The organism is Kitasatospora sp. NPDC091207 (genome assembly GCF_044768625.1).
GTDB lineage: Bacteria > Actinomycetota > Actinomycetes > Streptomycetales > Streptomycetaceae > Kitasatospora.
In genome coordinates this window covers 316,103-335,456 of sequence record NZ_JBIVVS010000005.1, presented here as the reverse complement: position 1 = coordinate 335,456, position 19,354 = coordinate 316,103, and the positions used below count along the sequence as shown (strand labels likewise).

The 19,354-nt window shown below is 71.7% G+C and carries 15 protein-coding genes, 2 rRNA genes and 1 riboswitch; of the genes, 14 read left to right on the top strand and 3 right to left on the bottom strand.

Annotation, left to right across the window (positions count from 1 at the left end; all coding sequences use genetic code 11):
- The 13 genes from ACIQTO_RS13045 to ACIQTO_RS12985 form a co-directional block, all read left to right on the top strand.
- Window positions 1-93, top strand: a 23S ribosomal RNA gene (locus ACIQTO_RS13045); the annotation flags it as partial.
- Window positions 94-177: 84 nt separating this feature from the next.
- Window positions 178-294, top strand: a 5S ribosomal RNA gene (gene rrf / locus ACIQTO_RS13040).
- Window positions 295-392: 98 nt separating this feature from the next.
- Window positions 393-1,013 (top strand): CDP-alcohol phosphatidyltransferase family protein, encoded by a 621-nt coding sequence (locus ACIQTO_RS13035; RefSeq protein WP_402386959.1) that lies wholly within the window; start codon window positions 393-395, stop codon window positions 1,011-1,013.
- Window positions 1,014-1,137: 124 nt separating this feature from the next.
- Window positions 1,138-3,633 carry a sugar phosphate nucleotidyltransferase gene (locus tag ACIQTO_RS13030; RefSeq protein WP_402386956.1) on the top strand — a complete coding sequence of 832 codons (2,496 nt, stop codon included), beginning with the start codon at window positions 1,138-1,140 and terminating at the stop codon, window positions 3,631-3,633.
- 173 nt (window positions 3,634-3,806) lie between these two features.
- Window positions 3,807-4,910 (top strand): DUF881 domain-containing protein, encoded by a 1,104-nt coding sequence (locus ACIQTO_RS13025; protein ID WP_402386953.1) that lies wholly within the window; start codon window positions 3,807-3,809, stop codon window positions 4,908-4,910.
- Complete coding sequence (locus ACIQTO_RS13020; protein WP_030062488.1) at window positions 4,907-5,239, top strand: small basic family protein; 333 nt, start codon at window positions 4,907-4,909, stop codon at window positions 5,237-5,239. The genes ACIQTO_RS13025 and ACIQTO_RS13020 overlap by 4 nt, the downstream gene beginning before the upstream one ends.
- On the top strand, window positions 5,223-6,431 hold the full coding sequence (locus ACIQTO_RS13015; RefSeq protein WP_402386950.1) for a DUF881 domain-containing protein: 1,209 nt from the start codon (window positions 5,223-5,225) through the stop codon (window positions 6,429-6,431). Before ACIQTO_RS13020 ends, ACIQTO_RS13015 begins: the two co-directional genes overlap by 17 nt.
- 553 nt (window positions 6,432-6,984) lie before the next feature.
- On the top strand, window positions 6,985-7,527 hold the full coding sequence (locus ACIQTO_RS13010; RefSeq protein WP_402386947.1) for an FHA domain-containing protein: 543 nt from the start codon (window positions 6,985-6,987) through the stop codon (window positions 7,525-7,527).
- Window positions 7,528-7,709: 182 nt separating this feature from the next.
- Window positions 7,710-8,402: a MerR family transcriptional regulator gene (locus ACIQTO_RS13005; protein ID WP_402386995.1), complete on the top strand. Its 693-nt coding sequence runs from the start codon at window positions 7,710-7,712 to the stop codon at window positions 8,400-8,402.
- Between the two features lie 74 nt (window positions 8,403-8,476).
- Window positions 8,477-8,953 (top strand): bifunctional nuclease family protein, encoded by a 477-nt coding sequence (locus ACIQTO_RS13000; protein ID WP_360185161.1) that lies wholly within the window; start codon window positions 8,477-8,479, stop codon window positions 8,951-8,953.
- Window positions 8,954-9,245: 292 nt separating this feature from the next.
- Window positions 9,246-9,890: a MerR family transcriptional regulator gene (locus ACIQTO_RS12995; RefSeq protein WP_402386944.1), complete on the top strand. Its 645-nt coding sequence runs from the start codon at window positions 9,246-9,248 to the stop codon at window positions 9,888-9,890.
- 91 nt (window positions 9,891-9,981) lie between these two features.
- Window positions 9,982-10,710, top strand: coding sequence for a vancomycin high temperature exclusion protein (locus ACIQTO_RS12990; protein ID WP_402386941.1), 729 nt, complete (start codon window positions 9,982-9,984; stop codon window positions 10,708-10,710).
- A gap of 52 nt (window positions 10,711-10,762) precedes the next feature.
- A complete protein-coding gene (locus tag ACIQTO_RS12985) occupies window positions 10,763-12,181 on the top strand; it encodes a DNA polymerase IV (protein WP_402386938.1) in 1,419 nt (472 codons plus the stop codon).
- Between the two features lie 143 nt (window positions 12,182-12,324).
- On the opposite strand, the gene ACIQTO_RS12980 is transcribed toward ACIQTO_RS12985, so the two are convergent.
- Complete coding sequence (locus tag ACIQTO_RS12980) at window positions 12,325-13,815, bottom strand: MFS transporter (protein ID WP_402386936.1); 1,491 nt, start codon at window positions 13,813-13,815, stop codon at window positions 12,325-12,327.
- A 142-nt stretch (window positions 13,816-13,957) separates the two neighbouring features.
- A complete protein-coding gene (locus tag ACIQTO_RS12975) occupies window positions 13,958-15,247 on the bottom strand; it encodes a DUF2382 domain-containing protein (RefSeq protein ID WP_402386933.1) in 1,290 nt (429 codons plus the stop codon).
- Window positions 15,248-15,470: 223 nt separating this feature from the next.
- Window positions 15,471-15,574: riboswitch (glycine riboswitch) on the top strand.
- 239 nt (window positions 15,575-15,813) lie between these two features.
- On the opposite strand from ACIQTO_RS12975, the gene gcvP reads away from it, so the two are divergent.
- Complete coding sequence (gene gcvP / locus ACIQTO_RS12970) at window positions 15,814-18,714, top strand: aminomethyl-transferring glycine dehydrogenase (RefSeq protein WP_402386930.1); 2,901 nt, start codon at window positions 15,814-15,816, stop codon at window positions 18,712-18,714.
- Window positions 18,715-18,813: 99 nt separating this feature from the next.
- On the opposite strand, the gene ACIQTO_RS12965 is transcribed toward gcvP, so the two are convergent.
- On the bottom strand, window positions 18,814-19,005 hold the full coding sequence (locus ACIQTO_RS12965; RefSeq protein WP_329490880.1) for a DUF5999 family protein: 192 nt from the start codon (window positions 19,003-19,005) through the stop codon (window positions 18,814-18,816).
- Between the last annotated feature and the right edge of the window lie 349 nt (window positions 19,006-19,354).

Below are 19,354 nucleotides of genomic sequence, written 5' to 3'. Positions count from 1 at the left end.
GGCTCCCAGTAGACGACTGGGTTGATAGGCCGGATATGGAAGCCCTGTAAGGGGTGGAGTTGACCGGTACTAATAGGCCGAGGGCTTGTCCTCAGTTGCTCGCGTCCACTGTGTTGTTCTGAAACAACGACCCCATGCCCTGGCCAGGGTGTGGTGCGGTTGACAGTTTCATAGTGTTTCGGTGGTCATAGCGTGAGGGAAACGCCCGGTTACATTCCGAACCCGGAAGCTAAGCCTCACAGCGCCGATGGTACTGCAGGGGGGACCCTGTGGGAGAGTAGGACGCCGCCGAACAATTCTTCTAGAGAAGCCCCCGCCGGGGAACCGGACGGGGGCTTTTCTGTTGTAGGGTCAACATGCAAAAGTTGTCACACGGTACAGGAGGCCCCCGGGTGGAGGTCCAGGAGACGCGGGTCCAGACCGATCGCGTCCTCACCATCCCCAACCTGCTGAGCATGGGCCGGCTGGTCGGCGTTCCGCTCTTCCTCTGGTTGATCCTCTGGCCCGTGTTCGGCGGGCCGAACAATGACGGTTGGGCGTTGCTGATTCTGATGCTCAGTGGCATCAGTGACTACCTCGACGGAAAGCTTGCCCGCAGGTGGGGGCAGATCAGCCGGGTCGGTCAGTTGCTCGACCCGCTGGCGGACCGCCTCTATGTGCTCTCCACCCTGCTGGGTCTGACCTGGCGTGAGATCCTGCCGTGGTGGCTCACGGCGATCCTGATCGCGCGTGAGCTCTTTATCGCGGCACTCCTTCCGATTCTGAACCGGCACGGCTACGGCCCGTTGCAGGTGAGTTTCCTGGGGAAGGCCGCGACATTCAATCTGATGTACGCGTTTCCGCTTCTGCTGCTCGGTAGCGGTGACACCTGGATCGCACGGCCGGCCGAGGCCGTCAGCTGGGCCTTCATCTGGTGGGGGACCGCGCTGTACTGGTGGGCCGGCATTCTCTACGCCGTCCAGGCGCGGCAGATCATCCGGGCGGGCTCCGCCTCCTCCGCGTCCGCAGTCTGAGACGTGATCTGAGAGAAGTCCCACGCCACCACGGTGCGTCGGACGATATCTTCCGGGTAGAGAACCTCTGGAACGGTTTGATGGACCTGCAGGGTCCACCACCGAGAAGGAGGACGCACCCGTAATGAAAGCCGTTGTAATGGCAGGGGGCGAAGGCACCCGACTCCGCCCGATGACCTCCAGCATGCCGAAGCCGCTGCTTCCGGTGGCCAATAGGCCGATCATGGAGCACGTGCTTCGGCTGCTGAAGCGGCACGGCCTCTCCGACACCGTCGTCACCGTCCAGTTCCTCGCCTCACTGGTCAAGAACTACTTCGGTGACGGCGAAGAGCTCGGTATGCATCTGACATACGCGAACGAGGAGACGCCACTCGGTACGGCGGGAAGTGTCAAGAACGCCGAGGACGCGCTGAAGGACGACTCCTTTCTGGTGATCTCCGGCGACGCGCTGACCGACTTCAATCTCTCGGAATTGATCGAGTTCCACCGCAGCAAGAACGCTCTGGTCACCGTCTGTCTCACCCGGGTGCCGAATCCGCTGGAGTTCGGCATCACGATCACCGATGACGAGGGCCGGGTCGAGCGCTTCCTGGAGAAGCCGACCTGGGGGCAGGTCTTCTCCGACACGGTCAACACCGGTATCTATGTCATGGAGCCCGAGGTCTTCGACTACGTGGCGGCGGGTGAGTCCGTCGACTGGTCGAGTGATGTGTTCCCGCAGCTGCTGAAGGAGGGCAAGCGGGTCTACGGGTATGTGGCCGAGGGCTACTGGGAGGACGTGGGCACCCACGAGAGCTATGGCAAGGCCCAGGCGGACGTCCTGGAGGGCAAGGTCGACGTCGAGCTCGACGGGTTCGAGATCTCGCCCGGCGTCTGGGTGGCGGAGGGGGCCGAGGTGGACCCGGACGCGGTGCTCCGCGGTCCGCTCTACATCGGGGACTACGCCAAGGTCGAGGCCGGTGTGGAGATCCGCGAGCACACCGTGCTCGGCAGCAATGTGGTCGTCAAGCGCGGGGCCTTCCTGCACAAGGCGGTCATCCACGACAACGTCTACATCGGGCCGCAGAGCAACCTGCGGGGCTGCGTGGTCGGCAAGAACACCGATGTGATGCGGGCCGCGCGGATCGAGGACGGGGCGGTGATCGGCGACGAGTGCCTGGTCGGCGAGGAGTCGATCATCGGCGCCAATGTCCGGGTCTACCCGTTCAAGACCATCGAGGCCGGCGCGGTCGTCAACACCTCGGTGATCTGGGAGTCCCGCGGCCAGGAGCACCTCTTCGGGCTGCGCGGCGTCTCGGGCATCCTGAACGTCGAGATCACGCCGGAGCTGGCCGTCCGGCTGGCGGGCGCGTACGCGACGACGCTGAAGAAGGGTGCCACCGTCACCATCGCGCGTGACCACTCGCGTGGCGCGCGGGCCCTCAAGCGGGCGATGATCTCGGCGCTGCAGACCAGTGCGATCGATGTCCGTGACCTGGAGAACGTGCCGATGCCGGTGGCCCGGCAGCACACCGCCCGGGGGAGTGCGGGCGGGATCTTCCTGCGGACCACACCCGGTGTGCCGGACTCGCTCGACATCCTCTTCTTCGACGAGCGCGGCGCCGACCTCTCCCAGGCCGGGCAGCGCAAGCTCGACCGGGTGTACGCCCGCCAGGAGTACCGGCGCGCGTTCCCGGGCGAGATCGGTGACCTGACCTTCCCGTCCAGCGTCTTCGACTCCTACGCCGGCAATCTGCTCCGGGCGGTGGACACCACGGGTGTCCGCGAGGCGGGGCTGAAGGTGGTGGTGGACACGGCGCACGGCAGCGCCGCGCTCGTCCTGCCGAGCATCCTGGGCCGGCTCGGTGTGGAGGCGCTCACCGTCTCCAGCGGGCTGGACGAGGCGCGGCCGACCGAGGACGCCGAGGAGCGGCGTGCGGGGCTGGCCAGGCTCGGCGAGCTGGTCGCCTCCTCCCGGGCGGCCTTCGGCGTGCGGTTCGACCCGGTCGGCGAGCGGGTGGCCTTCGTGGACGAGCTGGGCCGGGTGATCGACGACGACCGGGCGCTGCTGGTGCTGCTCGACCTGGTCGCGGCCGAGCGCCGGAGCGGGCAGGTGGCCCTGCCGGTGACGACCACCAGGATCGCCGAGCAGGTCGCCGCGTACCACGGCACGCAGGTCGTCTGGACCACGACCACACCGGACGACCTGGCGAAGGCGGCCGCGGCCGAGGGCACGGTGTTCGGCGGCGACGGCCGTGGTGGTTTCGTCGTGCCGGAGTTCAGCGGTGTGCTGGACGGGGCGGCGGCGTTCGTCCGCCTGGTCGGACTGGTGGCCCGGACCCAGCTCACGCTGAGCCAGATCGACGCGCGGATCCCGCAGGCGCACATCCGCCGGCGGGACATCGCGACGCCGTGGGCGGCGAAGGGCATGGTCATGCGCTCGGTGGTGGAGGCGGCCGGCAACCGGCAGCTCGACACCACGGACGGCGTCCGGGTGGTCGAGGCCGACGGGCGCTGGACGCTCGTCCTGCCCGACCCCGCCGAGGCGGTCACCCACCTCTGGGCGGAGGGCCCGGACGACGAGGCGACCGAGGCGCTGCTGGACGAGTGGGCGGCGGTGGTCGACGGCGCCGGGCGGTGATCACCGGGCCGCGGTGACGCGGCCGGGGCGGCGGAGCGGCGCGGTACTCGCCGCACGCTCCGCTGCTCCGGCTGCCCGTTTTGCGATCCTTGGTCATGATCTGTCGCTTATGGCGAGTTTGCAGGTCAGGGGGTGTGCGCCGACCCCTCCGCGGACATGGGACGATGGTCCGCATGCCAGCGACGCCGAGTGCCAGTGACGGACGGTACAACCGTCCGGACGCCTCGATGTCCCTGCTGAACAGCGTGATGAACCACAGCCTGGACGAGGGCTACGCCGAGGCGGCCGCGGCGCGGGGCGGCGACCGCGACAGTCGGATACCCGGCACGGCCCGCGGCCTGCTCACGCTGGGCCTCGGGCTGGCCCTGGTCGGGGCGGTGGTGACGGTGGGCGCCGTGAACGCGCACAAGGCCGAGCCCACGCTCGCCAAGGAGCGCGATGCGCTGATCCACCGGATCAACGACAGCAACGGCTCGGCGGAGCGCCTGCAGCAACAGGTCCAGGAGCTTCGGCGCAAGGTCGACACCACCCAGCAGCAGGCGCTGTCGCCGGGGGACGGCGACCCGGCCGCGCTGGCCGGCGCGGTGGGCCTGGCCGAGGTCACCGGGCCGGGCGTCAAGCTGGTCCTGGAGGACGCCTCCGGCACCGGTGCCGGCGGGAACGTCGACCCGCGCGCCGGTCAGGGCTTCTCCAACAGCGGCCGGCTGCGCGATCGGGATTTGCAACTGGTGGTGAACGGGCTCTGGGAGTCCGGCGCCGAGGCCGTTTCGATCAACGGGCAGCGGCTCACCGCGCTCTCCGCGATCCGGGCCGCCGGTGAGGCGGTGCTCGTCGACAACCGGCCGCTGGTACCGCCGTACAGCGTGCAGGCCCTGGGGGACGGGTCGAAGCTGGTCGCCACCTTCGAGAGCAACATGGCGGGTCAGTACCTCCGGCTGCTGCAGGAGAAGTACGGCATCAAGTCGACGATCTCCGCGCAGAAGAAGCTGACCCTGCCCGCCGCCGTCGGCGTCACGCTGCGGACCGCCCAGCCGGCCACGCCGGAGGCTTCGCCGACGGCGAGTCCGTCCGCTCCCGCGCCGACGTCCCCGAGCCCGACGGCGTCCGCCGAGGGTTCGCAGAGTCCGTCCGCCGGACCTTCGCGGTCGGCCACGGCCGGTACCTCGCCCTCGGGCAAGCGCACGCCGAGCGGCTCCGCCAAGACCACGACAGCCCACTCGCCCGCGGCGTCCACGACCGGGGCGCCCGCCGCAGGGACAGGAGCAGCTAGACCGTGATTGCCGTACTGGGTCTCGTGATCGGGGTGGTCGTCGGGCTCTTCGTCCAGCCCGAGGTGCCCGACGCCGTCGTGCCGTATCTGCCCATCGCGGTGGTGGCGGCGCTGGACGCGGTGTTCGGCGGTGTCCGGGCGATGCTGGACGGCATCTTCAACGACAAGGTGTTCATCGTCTCCTTCCTGTCCAACGTGGTGGTGGCGGCCCTGATCGTCTTCCTCGGGGACCAGCTCGGGGTCGGTTCCCAGCTGTCCACCGGTGTGGTGGTCGTCCTCGGCATCCGGATCTTCTCCAACGCCGCTGCGATCAGGCGTCATGTCTTCCGCGCCTGACCCCGGCCGGGAGCCGGCACAGCAGGAGGCGGACGAACGGGCAGGAGAAGGCGTGCGCGAGGACGGGAGCGGGGAGCGGGAGGCGGCTGCGGCGGCGGGGAGCGCGCCGCGAGAGCCCGCCGAACAGGTGAAGTCGGCCGGGCCGGACGACTTGCCGGGGCCGGACGACTCGCCCGGGCGCGACCGGGCGGTCACGCCGGAGAAGTCGTCCGCGCTGAAGAAGCCGTCCGGGCTGCAGAAGCCGGAGGCTCCGGCGGAGCCCGTGCGGGCGGACCCGTCGGAGGAGCGTGACGGGGAGCCGGCCGAGCCGGAGCCGGCGGAGGAGCCGAAGCGCGCCCCCAAAACGGAGGCAGCCCCGACGGAGCCGGTGCCCGAGGCGGCCGCCGCGCCGCGAGCGGTGTCCGTGCCGGTGGAGGAGCCCGAGCCCGGGCAGCAGCCCGAGCCGGTGGCGGCGGCCGACGACCGCAGCGCCGGCCGGCGGCGGCTGAAGGCGGCACTCTGGCCGCCGCGGCTCTCCCGGGGGCAGCTGGTGGTCGCGGTCCTGCTGTTCTCGCTCGGCCTCGCGCTGGCCATCCAGGTCCGCTCCACCAACGACCACCACAGCCAGCTGCGCGGCGCGCGGCAGGAGGACCTGGTGCGGATCCTCGACGAACTGGACGGCCGCCAGCAGCGTCTCCAACAGGAGAAGGCGGAGTTGGAGCAGTCCCTGGCCAAGCTGGAGAACAGTTCCAACCAGGCCAAGGAAGCCCAGGAGCAGACCAGGAAGAAGGTGACGGAGCTCGGCGTGCTCGCCGGCACCGTCAAAGCCACTGGTCCGGGCATCGTACTGACGGTCGATGATCCCCAAGGGCAGGTGAAGGCGGATATGCTGCTGGACACCCTGCAGGAACTCCGAGCGGCGGGGGCGGAGGCGATTCAGATCAACGATGTGCGCGTGGTGGTCAACACCTACTTCACGGACGTGTCCGGCGGCGGTGTGCAGATCGACGGGAAGAAGGTCTCGCAGCCCTATCGCTTCACCGTGGTGGGGAACCCGCAGGACCTCACACCCGCGCTGAACATTCCGGGAGGTGTGGTCCGTACTCTTGAGAGTCATCAGGCCCGCGCGACCATCTCCCCGCAGCAGAAGGTGCTCGTCGACGCCCTCGTCGACCTGAGGACGCCGCAGTACGCCAAGCCGGCTCCGAAGTGATGACGTACCTGCCGCACGGTCCGTCATCCGCGGCTGCACCCCGGTGCGGGGTGCCGCCGTCAGGTGGGCGAGACTGGTCCGCACCAGCACAAGCCGGAACATCACACGTCGGAGCACCGCTCCAGCAGGCCCGATCCGCGACCGGGCCCGCAGCCTGTCCGAGGTTCTCACCCTGCCCCGCGGGCGGGTCTGTCACACGCAAGGGGATTCGCCCGTGAGTTTCTTCTCGAAGTTGTTCGGTCGTAACAAGGGCCGTGACGCGGCTGCCGTGGAGGCACCCACCGCGCGTCACCGCCGGGCCGACGAAGAGCCCGCAGTGCCGGGCATGCGTCCCGCTCCCGAGGGCGTCGAGTACGCCGAGCGTCCGATGTTCCGGGACGGTGCCGACGCGCAGTACGCGGGCAATCCGGCGGGCTACGGCGCGTCGGTTGACCCCTCCGGCGCCCCGCGCATAGGTTTCCCGTCAGGACCCTCAACCTCTGGTGGAGGGTTTGCCCCGGACCCGTACGCCGGGCACAACCCGTCGGGTGTCCCGCGCCAGGAGGCTGTGAACATGGCTGGCCCCACTCCGTGCCCCAGGTGCGGTAACCAGAACCCGGCCGCGGCCCGCTTCTGTTCCAACTGCGGTACGGCGTTGCGTGGTGGCGCGCTGCCCGAGGGGGCGGCGGAGACCACGTCGACCATCTCGATCTCCGGCCTGGAGTCCTACGACCCCAACACCACCACCGGCACCGGTACGCCGGCCCTGTCGGCGGAGGTGCTGTCGGCGATCGACGCGCTGCCGCCGGGCTCGGCCCTGCTGATCGTCCAGCGCGGCCCGAACTCGGGCAGCCGGTTCCTGCTGGACTCGGACAAGACCACGGCCGGGCGTCACCCGCAGGGCGACATCTTCCTGGACGACGTGACCGTCTCGCGCAAGCACGTGGAGTTCCGCCGCACGCCCGGGGGCGGCTTCACCGTCGCCGACGTCGGCAGCTTGAACGGGACGTACGTCAACCGTGAGCGGATCGACGAGGTGCCGCTGAACAACGGCGACGAGGTGCAGATCGGGAAGTACCGGCTGGTGTTCTTCGCCAGCCACCACCGGGGGTACTGAAACCAACGTCGGCAGGAGCCCGAGTGAGCGCGAACCCTCCTTCATCTCTCGGGGCGGCCAACCCCGCGTCGCCCGGTCCGCTGCCGGACCAGGGCGCGCGGGGAGTGGTCGCGGCCCCCAGGCAGCCGGTCCGTCCGGACCGGCCCGCCGGGGGCGGCCGACGGCGCGGCGGCGACGAGCTGCTGAGCATCGGCGCGGTGCTGACCTCCCTGCGGGACGACTTCCCCGAGGTCACCATCTCGAAGATCAGGTTCCTGGAGGCGGAGGGCCTGGTCGAGCCCCAGCGCACACCGTCGGGGTATCGCAAGTTCAGCCCGGCCGACGTCGAGCGGCTGGCCTACGTGCTGCGGATGCAGCGTGACCACTATCTGCCGCTGCGGGTGATCCGCGAGCACCTGGACGCGATCGAGCGCGGCGAGACCCCGCCCGCGCTGCCCGCCGCCGAGGCCCGGCCCGGGCCGATGGAGGAGGCGGACCGCGAGCTGGTGGCGGCCGCCGAGGCCTCGGCGGGAGTCCGGCTGGGCCGTGCCGAGCTGCTGGCCGCCGCCGAGGCGGGTGAGCGCGAGCTGGTCGAGTGGGAGTCGTACGGGCTGGTCGTGGCCGGTTCGGACGGCGGCTACGACGGCGAGGCGCTGCAGGTGGCCCGGCTGGTGGCGGAACTGGGCCGCTACGGACTGGAACCGCGCCACCTGCGGGCCATGAAGGCGGCCGCTGACCGCGAGATCGCGCTCGTGGAGCAGGTGGTGGCGCCGCTGCGCCGGCACCGCAACCCGCAGACCCGGGCGCACGCCGAGGCCACGGCACGGGAGCTGGCCACCCTCTCCGTCCGGCTGCACGCCGCCATGGTGCAGGCCGGTCTGCGGCCTCGCTCGTGACGCGCCGACCCCGCTGACCAGCGCCGTCGGCTCTGCGCTTTCATATCCGGGGCGAGGGCCATAGGGTTGCGTGTGTGAATGAGCTCGACGTCGTGGGTGTCCGGGTGGAGATGCCTTCCAACCAGCCGATCGTGCTGCTTCGGGAGGTCGGGGGCGATCGGTACCTGCCGATCTGGATCGGTCCCGGCGAGGCGACCGCGATCGCCTTCGCCCAGCAGGGCATGACGCCGGTGCGCCCGCTGACGCACGACCTCTTCAAGGACGTCCTGGAGGCCCTCGGGCAGCAGCTCACCGAGGTGCGGATCACCGACCTGCGCGAGGGCGTGTTCTACGCCGAACTGGTGTTCGCGGGCGGGGTCGAGGTGAGTGCCCGGCCGTCCGACGCGATAGCGCTGGCGCTCCGGACCGGTACGCCGATCTACGGGAGCGAGGAGGTGCTCGCCGAGGCGGGCATCGCCATCCCGGACGAGCAGGAGGACGAGGTCGAGAAGTTCCGCGAGTTCCTCGACCAGGTCTCGCCGGAGGACTTCGGCGGCGGCACGCCGCAGTAGTACGGACCCGGCACGGACGGCCATCGCGGACGGTCATCAGGGACGGCGATGGAGCCGGCAGTGGGGTTGACGGCCGCCATCATGCCGAATACGTTCGTCCGTTTTGCCAAATAGCGTCCACTTACCCACACTAGGGGCACGAAAAACCACTCTCCTGAGTGACGCGGTTTGTGCTGCCCGGCGTGGCGATCGTTGACGGCTCATAGGGGACTGCCTACCGTCAGGAGTGGCTGCCCGGGTGCCTGTCGCCCGCAGTCTGGGTTGCCCGCAGGACGAGTGGACGGAGGTAGGCATGACCGGCACCGGCGATGAAGCGGCCGTGGGAGGCCTGTGCACCGTGCACATGCCCCGCGCCGCCCGCAGTGTGGCCGAACTGCCCCGGATGGGCCGGTTCCCGGCCGTGCAGCCGGGCCAGCCCGCCATCGAGCGGCTCGCGCCCACCTCCGAACTGATCGGCTACCGCGGCCCGACGGCCTGTGCGGCGGCCGGCATCACCTACCGCCAGCTGGACTACTGGGCGCGGACGGGTCTGTTGGAGCCCAGCGTCCGCTCGGTCTACCCGGCGAGCAGCCAACGGCTGTACAGCTTCCGCGACATCCTGCTGCTGAAGATCGTCAAGCGGCTGCTGGACGCGGGGGTGTCCTTGCAGAACATCCGGGTGGCGGTCGCCCATCTGCAGTCCGTCGAGAGCGGCGACCTGACCGGGCTGACGCTGATGAGCGACGGCGCGACCGTGTACGAGTGCACCACGCCGCAGCAGGTGGTCGACCTGCTGAAGGGCGGTCAGGGCGTGTTCGGCATCGCCGTCGGCGCGGTCTGGCGGGAACTGGAGTCGGCCCTCGGGCGGCTGCACGCCGAGCGGACCGACACCGGCGAGACCGTGACCGGGCACGACCCCGGGGACGAGCTGGCGCAGCGCCGCAACCGGGCGGTCTGAGCCGCGGAACTGACGAGGCCGCGGGCCCGGACGGGGAACCGTCCGGGCCCGCGGCCTCGTCGTGCCTGGTGGATCGATCAGGGGAGGGCATGTGCGGTTCGGCTCCGGGATACCCGGCCTGCTGCGGCGGCGGGCGCTGCGGCTCGGCGTCCGGCTGCGGCGCCGGCGCACCCAGCGCAGGATCTTCCAACTCGTCACCGTCTTCTGCTCCCTGGCCCTGGCGCCGAGCGCCTGGCTGTGGATCTCGGCGGGGGACGGGGTCGGCACCGTGGAGAGCGCGCCGAACGCGCCGGTGGCGGTGGTGTTCGGCGCGGGGCTCTTCGAGGGCAGGCCGTCGCCGTACCTGGCGCACCGGCTGGACGCGGCGGTCGACCTGTACCGGGAGCGGAAGGTCCAGGCGATCCTGGTCACCGGGGACAACGGGCGGGACAGCTACGACGAGACCGACGCGATGCGGCAGTACCTGGTCGAGCACGGGGTGCCGCAGGTGCGGGTGGTGGGCGACTACGCGGGCTTCGACACCTGGGACTCCTGCACCCGGGCGCACCGGGTGTTCGGCGTCGACCGGGCCGTGCTGGTCAGCCAGGACTTCCACGTCCGGCGGGCGCTGGCGCTCTGCCGGGCGGCCGGTATCGACGCGTACGCGGTCGGGGTGCCGGAACTGCACGACGCCACCTGGCTGTACGGCGGGCTGCGGGAGATCCCGGGCGCGGGCAAGGCGGCGCTGAACGCCTGGCTGCGGCCGGACCCGTTCTTCCTCGGGCCCCGGGAGGACGGCATCCCGAAGGCGCTGGCCGACGCGGGTACGGCGCGGGACTGAGGCGGAGGACGGGTTCGGCCGCACTGTCGGACCCGTGCGGCATGATCGGCGGGTGCGGTCACTGCCGAGCATCATCCACCTCGACATGGACGCCTTCTTCGCGGCGGTGGAGCAGGCGGCCAAGCCCAGCCTGCGCGGGAAGCCGGTGATCGTGGGCGGCCTGGGCGGGCGCGGGGTGGTCTCCACGGCCTCGTACGAGGCGCGGAAGTTCGGGGTGCACTCGGCGATGCCGATGGCGCAGGCGCGTCGGCTCTGCCCGAACGCGGCCTTCCTGTCCGGCCGGTTCGAGGCCTACCGGGCGGTGAGCGAGCTGGTGATGGGCCTGCTGCGGGAGCTGTCGCCGTTGGTGCAGCCGCTCAGCCTGGACGAGGCCTTCGTCGACCTGGAGGCGGGTCCGTACGGGCCGGCGCTGGCGGCGGCGGACCACGGGACGGGGGAGCGGCTGGTGCTGGCCCTCGCCGAGGACCTCCGGGCGGACATCCACCGGCGCACCGGGCTGACCGCCTCGGTCGGGGCGGCCGGGTCCAAGCTGATGGCCAAGATCGCTTCGGAGCAGGCCAAGCCGGACGGGCTGGTGCTGATCGAGCCGGGCCAGGAGCGGGCGGTGCTGGGGCCGATGCCGGTGCGGGCGCTGCCGGGCATCGGCCCGGCCACCGAGCAGGTGCTGCGCCGGGCGGGGCTGAACACGGTGGCGGATCTCGCCGAGGCGGGGGAGGCCGAGCTGGTGCAGCTGTTGGGGAAGGCGCACGGCGCCGGTGTCCACCAGATGTCGACCGGGTTGGACGAGCGGCCCGTGGTGGCCGACCAGGACGCCAAGTCGGTGTCGGTCGAGGACACCTTCGAGGTGGACCTCGCGGACCGGGACCGGGTGCTGCGCGAGGTGGACGTGCTGGCCGCGCGGTGCGTACGGCGGCTGCGGGCGGCCGGTCGGTCGGGGCGCACGGTGGTGCTGAAGGTGCGGCGGTTCGACTTCTCCACGCTGACCCGTTCGGAGACCTTGCGCGGGCCGACGGACGAGGAGGCGGTGATCGTCGAGACGGCCCGCCGGCTGGCCTCCCAGGTGGACATCACCGGTGGGGTGCGGCTGCTCGGGGTCGGGGTCTCGCAACTCGCGGACTACACCCAGGAGGACCTCTTCGCGCAGGCCGTCCGGGAGGAGCCGGGGGAGCCGGGGGTGGTCGAGGCCGAGAGCGAGGCCGGGGGCCAGGAGCCCGAGGTGCCCGCCGCGCGGCACTGGATGCCCGGACAGGACGTACGGCACGCCGAGCTCGGACCCGGGTGGGTGCAGGGCAGTGGCGTCGGCCGGGTGACGGTGCGGTTCGAGACGCCGTGGAGCGGGCCGGGCCGGGTGCGGACCTTCGCGGTCGAGGACCCGGCGTTGGAGCCGGCGCGTCCGCTGCCGCTGCGTGGGGACGGCGTCGGGCCCGAGGACGAGGTCGGGCCCGGGGACGGCGGTCCGGCGGCGGGCTGAACGCACGAAGCGGCCCCACCCGGCAGGGGGGCCGGGTGGGGCCGCGTGCGGTGCCGGGCCGCCGGCGGTCGCGATGCCCTCGTCGACCGTTCGGGGACCGGTCCCCCGCGCCCTGTCCCTGGGCGCGGGGGGTGGACGCCTCGTCAGGCGTCGGTCTTGACCAGCTCGGGGCCGGACGTGAGGTTCGCCGTCGCGTTGCCGTCGGCGACGGTGACGGCGGGCTTGACGCTGCGGATCAGGAAGGGGACGACCGCGGCGACCGCGCAGACCGCGGCGGCGACCCAGAACGCGTGCTTGTAGGCGTCCAGGGTGGGCAGCGCGATCGGGATCGGCAGCTTCATGGTGTCGCCGGTGAGGATCGCGGCCATCACGGCGGTGCCGATGGCGCCACCGACGGTGCGCAGCACGGCGTTCATGCCGTTGGCGATGCCGCTCTGCTCGACCGGGACGGCGCCGTTGATGTAGGCCGGCATCGCCGAGAAGGCGAGGCCGATACCGAGACCGAAGATCGCCGAGGCGGTGTAGATGTCGGCCTCGTGGCTGTGGCGCACGGCCAGGTAGGCCATCGCGACGGCGCCGAGGACGCCACCGAGGACGAGCGGCAGGCGCGGGCCGCGGCGGGCGATCAGCAGGGCGCCGACCGGGGCGGCGACCATCGAGCCGAGCGCGGACGGCAGCAGCATGACACCGGCGTGCAGCACGGTCGCGGTGAACCCGTAGTGGGCGAACTTCTCCGGGGTCTGGGCGAAGTTGCTGATCACCATGAACGAGCCGTACATGCCGAAGCCGATCAGCAGGCCGGCGAGGTTGGTGAAGGCGACGGCCGGACGGGACATCATCTTCATGTCGACCAGCGGGTGCTTGACCTTGACCTCGATGACGCCCCAGATCAGGGCGACCACGGCGGCGACGGCGAACAGGCCGAGCGTCTTGGTGGAGGTCCAGCCCCAGGTGTTGCCCTGGCTGACCGCGACCAGCAGGGCGGAGAGCCAGCCGGCCAGCGTGATCGCGCCGAGCGGGTCGGCGCCGCCCTCCTTGTCGGTCACCGGGTCGCTGGGCACCCGGAAGGCGACCAGGGCGACCGCGAGCAGGCCGAAGAACAGGCCCATCCAGAAGATCGACTTGTAGCTCCAGTGCTCCAGCAGCAGGCCGGTGGCGACCAGGCCGAGGCCGCTGCCGACACCCATCGAGGCACTGATGGCGGCGACGCCGCCGGTGACCTTCTGCTTCGGCAGCTCGTCGCGGACGATGCTGATGGCCAGCGGCAGCACGCCACCGCCGGCGCCCTGGAGGACGCGGGCGACGACCAGCCAGGTGAAGGAGTGGGTGCTGACCGCGAGCGCCGAGCCGGCGACGAGGCCGGCCAGCGAGATCAGCAGCATCGGCTTCCGGCCGCGCAGGTCGCCGAAGCGGCCCAGCAGGGGGGTCAGCACGGCCGCCGAGAGCAGGTTGGCCGTCATCAGCCAGGTGATGCTGGAGCCCGAGACGCTGAGCTCCTTGGCCAGCGAGGGCAGGATCGGAACGACCGCGGTCTGCACCACGCTGAACGACAGCATCGCCAGGATGAGGGCCGGCAGGACCCGGGCGCTGCTCTGCTTCTCGGCCGCGGTGGTGGGCTGTGGTGCCTCACTCACGGTTGCTTCCTCCCGTACATAGTGAATGAACTGAAGTAACCATGCAGGGAGATACTTCAGTGTGTCAAATATCGATTGGTGAAGCTTTGGCAAAGCCGAAGGACCCCGGACCGTGGAGGTCCGGGGTCCCTGTGTCCCGCCGTCAGGCGAGCGGCCTCAGCGGGGCCGGCCGGGACGACTCGCCGGCGCCCGCGTGCTCGCCGTTGGCGAGGTGTTCGCCGGTGCCCGGGCGCTCGCCGGTGCCCGGGTGGGCGGGGGCCGGGGCGTGCGCGGACGAGGGGGCCGGGGTCGAGGCGGCCGCGGTGTTGTCGTGCACCTCGACGTGCTCGCGCCGCAGCTCGTCCCGGATCACCTCCTCGGCGGTGTAGCGCTCGACCACCAGGCGGACCCGCTCGATCGGGGCCAGGTACTTGCGGACGACCGGCCGCTCCTCGCGCAGGGTGACCTCCTCCACCGCCTCGGCGATGTCCTTGTCGCTCAGCGAGGCCCGCTCGGCCTCGCCGACCGGCATCCGCTCCACCCGGACCCGCTCGCGGACCACCGGCACCCGGCGCTCCACCGCCTCGCTGGTCACGTACTTGCGCAGCTTCGCGGTGCCCAGCACGTGCCACTCGGTGGTGATGTCCAGCCGCTCCTCGCGGCAGGTGATCTCCACCGGACCGCTGGGCGCCGAAGAGGCCGGGCCGGTGGTGCCCGGCGTCGCGACCGCGGGCGCCGACGCGGCGGCGCTGTCGTGGCCGGCGACGAGCGGAGCCGCCGACGGGCGCCGCTCCGGTGCGGTGGGTGTCGAGGGGGCGGCGGGCGCGGTCGCGCTCAGGGTGCGCACGTTGGCCTCCGTGGCGGGTTCGGACGGCCTGCCGGGGTCGGCGGCCGGCGGGACGGCGGGGGACGGGGGTGTGCTGTCGGCCGAGTGGAAGGCGAGCGGCTTGGCCGGGGCCGCGGCGGCCGGCCGGTCCACCGGCCCCGGTGCGACGGCCGGCCGCTCCGCGGACTTCGGTGCGGCGGCCGCGGCAGCCGCGGTGCCCGCCGCTGCCGCCGGGGCGGCCGCCGGCAGGGTGCCGAAGTCCAGGTCGGCCGGTTCGGAGCCGGAGCCGTCGCCGGCCGACGGCCGATCGTCCAGCCGGGTGTCCAGCCCGTAGTAGCGGTAGAGCTGGAGCTCCTGGGCGGGTGACAGGTGCTGGCCCACGCCGAAGTCCGGTGACTCCTTCACCAGTGACTTGTCGTACGGCACCCGCAGTTCGTCGCCGGAGAACTCGCTCGTGGTCAGGGGGACGAAGGCGTCCCGGCCGAAGATGCCGGTCCGGACGGCGGCCCACTCGGGCTGTCCGGTGGCGTCGTCCAGGTACACCTCGTCGACCGTGCCGATCTTGTCTCCGTTGCGGTCGACCGCCTTGTGGCCGATGAGGTCCCGGGGGTCGATATCGGTCTGCACTCTTACCTCCAGTGCGCTGCGCCTGCGGAACGCCCGCAGGCCGGCGGCCGGCCCGCCCGTCCCATCCGCCACTTCACACCAAAAGCCATGAAGCGGACACGCGCGACCGGGGTGAGGCCGGACGGGCCCGGTGCTGCGCCGTACGGGTCACGGGCCGGGCTGTACCGTGACCGGACGCCCCCGTGATGGAAGGGCCTCCCGCTGGTACCCTGGGCGCGACCGCCGAGCCCGCTCGGGAGAGTCCCCGAGAGCGGAAACCGCTGGTCGGGGCGCCGAAGGAGCAACTCCTCCCCGGAATCTCTCAGGCATCCGTACCGTGTGGGATAGGTCACTCTGGAAAGCAGGGCAGGACTGCCGGCGAGGGAGCCGGTGGGCACCACCCTCACCGACGGTGCAAGCCGGCGGGGCGCCACAGCGCTCCGCGCGGGCGAAGCTCTCAGGTCCCGATGACAGAGGGGGAGGCCTGTCGGGTTCGTCCGCCCAGGTCTGTCCGCTGTCCTCCACAGCGGCCGTTCCGTCCGGCGTGCGTACCCCCGCCGGTCCGTGACCAGGAGGCCTCGACCACCATGAACGCCCAGCCGAACGCGGGACGCCCCACCACCCCCGTGACCCTCACCGAGCTCGAGCAGGCCAGTCCCTTCGAGAACCGCCACATCGGCCCCGACGCCGCGGCGCAGGAGAAGATGCTGGCCCAGGTCGGCTACGGCTCGCTGGACGAGCTCGCCGCCACCGCCGTACCCGAGGCGATCCGCTCGATCACCGGCCTGGACCTGCCCGCCGGCCGCAGCGAGGCCCAGGTCCTCGCCGAGCTGCGCGAGCTGGCCGGCCGCAACACCGTCCTCCAGCCGATGATCGGCCTGGGCTACTACGGCACCTTCACGCCGCCGGTGGTCCTGCGCAACGTCATGGAGAACCCGGCCTGGTACACCGCGTACACGCCGTACCAGCCGGAGATCTCGCAGGGCCGCCTGGAGGCGCTGCTCAACTTCCAGACCGTGGTCTCCGACCTGACCGGCCTGCCCACCTCCGGCTCCTCGCTGCTGGACGAGGGCACCGCGGCCGCCGAGGCGATGGCCCTGGCCCGCCGCGTCACCAAGGTCAAGGGCGGCGTCTTCCTGGTCGATGCCGAGACCCTGCCGCAGACCGTCGCGGTGATCCGGACCCGCGCCGAACCGACCGGTGTCGAGGTCGTCGTCGCCGACCTCTCCGCCGGTGTCCCGGCCGAGATCGTCGAGCGCGGTGTCTTCGGTGTGCTGCTCCAGTACCCGGGTGCCACCGGTGTGGTCCGCGACCTCACCGCGGTGATCGAGCAGGCCCACGGCCTCGGTGCGATCGTCGCCGTCGCCGCCGACCTGCTGGCGCTGACCCTGCTGAAGTCCCCGGGCTCGCTGGGCGCCGACATCGCCTGCGGCACCTCGCAGCGCTTCGGTGTGCCGATGGGCTTCGGCGGCCCGCACGCCGGCTACCTGTCGGTGCGCGCCGACTTCGCCCGCTCGCTGCCCGGCCGTCTGGTCGGCGTCTCCGTCGACGCCGACGGCAACCGCGCCTACCGGCTGGCCCTGCAGACCCGCGAGCAGCACATCCGCCGCGAGAAGGCCACCAGCAACATCTGCACCGCCCAGGTGCTGCTCGCCGTGATGGCCTCGATGTACGCCGTCTACCACGGCCCGGACGGCCTGGCCGACATCGCCCGCCGCACCCACCGCTACGCCGCCGCGCTCGCCGAGGGCCTGCGCGCCGGTGGCGTCGAGCTGCTGCACGGCGAGTTCTTCGACACCGTCACCGCGGTCGTCCCCGGCCGCGCCGCCGCGATCGCCGAGGCCGCCCGCGAGCACGGCATCAACGTGTACCAGGACGGCGAGGACCGGATCTCGGTCTCCACCGACGAGACCACCACCCGCGAGCACCTGGCGGGCGTCTGGGCCGCGTTCGGCGTCGAGGGCGTCGAGATCGCCGAGAGCGCCGAGGCGCTGCCGGCCGCGCTGCTGCGCGAGGACGAGTACCTGACCCACCCGGTCTTCCACAGCCACCGCTCCGAGACCGCCATGCTGCGCTACCTGCGCCGCCTGTCGGACCGGGACTACGCGCTGGACCGCGGCATGATCCCGCTGGGCTCCTGCACCATGAAGCTCAACGCGACCACCGAGATGGAGGCGGTGACCTGGCCGGAGTTCGGCCAGCTGCACCCCTTCGCGCCGATCGAGCAGGCCCAGGGCTACCTCACCCTGATCCGCCAGCTGGAGCAGCAGCTGGTCGAGGTGACCGGCTACGACGCCGTCTCGATCCAGCCGAACGCCGGCTCCCAGGGCGAGTTCGCCGGCCTGCTGGCCGTCCGCGCCTACCACCACGCCAACGGTGACACGCAGCGCGACGTCTGCCTGATCCCGTCCTCCGCGCACGGCACCAACGCGGCCTCCGCCGTGATGGCCGGCATGCGCGTGGTCGTGGTCAAGACCCTGGTCGACGGTGACGTCGACGTCGAGGACCTCAAGGCGAAGATCGAGCAGCACCGCGACAACCTCGCGGTGCTGATGGTCACCTACCCGTCCACCCACGGCGTGTACGAGACCCAGATCACCGACATCTGCGCCCTGGTGCACGAGGCCGGCGGCCAGGTCTACGTGGACGGTGCCAACCTGAACGCCCTGGTCGGCCTCGCCAAGCCGGGCAAGTTCGGCGCGGACGTCTCGCACCTGAACCTGCACAAGACCTTCTGCATCCCGCACGGCGGCGGCGGCCCGGGCGTCGGCCCGGTGGCGGTGCGCGCGCACCTCGCGCCGTACCTGCCGAACCACCCGCTGCAGGCGGAGGCGGGCCCGGCCACCGGCGTCGGCCCGATCTCGGCCGCGCCCTGGGGCTCGGCGGCGATCCTGCCGATCTCCTGGGCGTACGTCCGGCTGATGGGCGGCGAGGGCCTCAAGCGCGCCACCCAGGTGGCGGTGCTGAACGCCAACTACATCGCCAAGCGCCTGGCCCCGCACTTCCCGGTGCTCTACACCGGTCCCGGCGGCCTGGTCGCGCACGAGTGCATCATCGACCTGCGCCCGCTCACCAAGGAGACCGGCGTGACGGTGGACGACATCGCCAAGCGCCTGATCGACTACGGGTTCCACGCGCCGACGATGTCGTTCCCGGTGGCCGGCACCCTGATGATCGAGCCGACCGAGTCCGAGGACCTGCACGAGATCGACCGCTTCTGCGACGCGATGATCGAGATCCGGGCCGAGATCGAGAAGGTCGGCTCCGGTGCGTGGCCGGCCGAGGACAACCCGCTGCGCAACGCCCCGCACACCGCCGGCATCCTGGCCGGTGACTGGGCGCACGGCTACTCGCGGCAGGAGGCGGTCTTCCCGGCGGGCGTGAACCCGGCGGACAAGTACTGGCCGCCGGTCAGCCGGATCGACGGCGCGTACGGCGACCGCAACCTGGTCTGCTCCTGCCCGCCGCTGGACGAGTACGGCATCTGAGCGAGCGGAGGTACGGCGGGGCCCCGGCGGATCGTTCCGCCGGGGCCCCGCCCGTTGGTGTCCTGCGTCGCTCGGTGGCTGCCCCCCGCGGCCGGCCGGTCAGGCGGCGTGGGCGACGGGGCGGCGCGGGGCGATCACCCGGCCGTCGGGCAGCAGTTCGCCGGTGTCCTCGAACACCAGGACGCCGTTGCAGAGCAGGCTCCAACCCTGCTCCGGGTGGCAGGCCACCGGTACGGCCGCCTCGCGGTCCTCGGACTCCGCCGACGGGCACTCAGGACGGTGCTGGCACATACGCGTACCCTCGCTTCGCTTGGCGATCCTCCCCGTGATGCGGCGCCGCCGGATGACCGGCGGGAGCCGCCGCGGTAGTCGGATCCTGTCCGGCGCCGGGCTAGGTGTGGGCCGACGCTCAAGTGGGTAGGACAGGTGGTCCTTCCACGCTGGTTCCCAGTGTCGGCATCCGGGGGCGCTCGCGCAGCAATTTCGTGACATGCGCCACAACTACCGGGCAGAGATCACCCGTTCAGGTGGCGGCAGGCGGAAATGGCTACCGGACGGGTCAGTGGGCGGCTGACCCGATTCGGCCATGCCCGATGACCCGTCCGGGTGGGTACGGGCAGTGCGGGGGTGACGGGGGAGC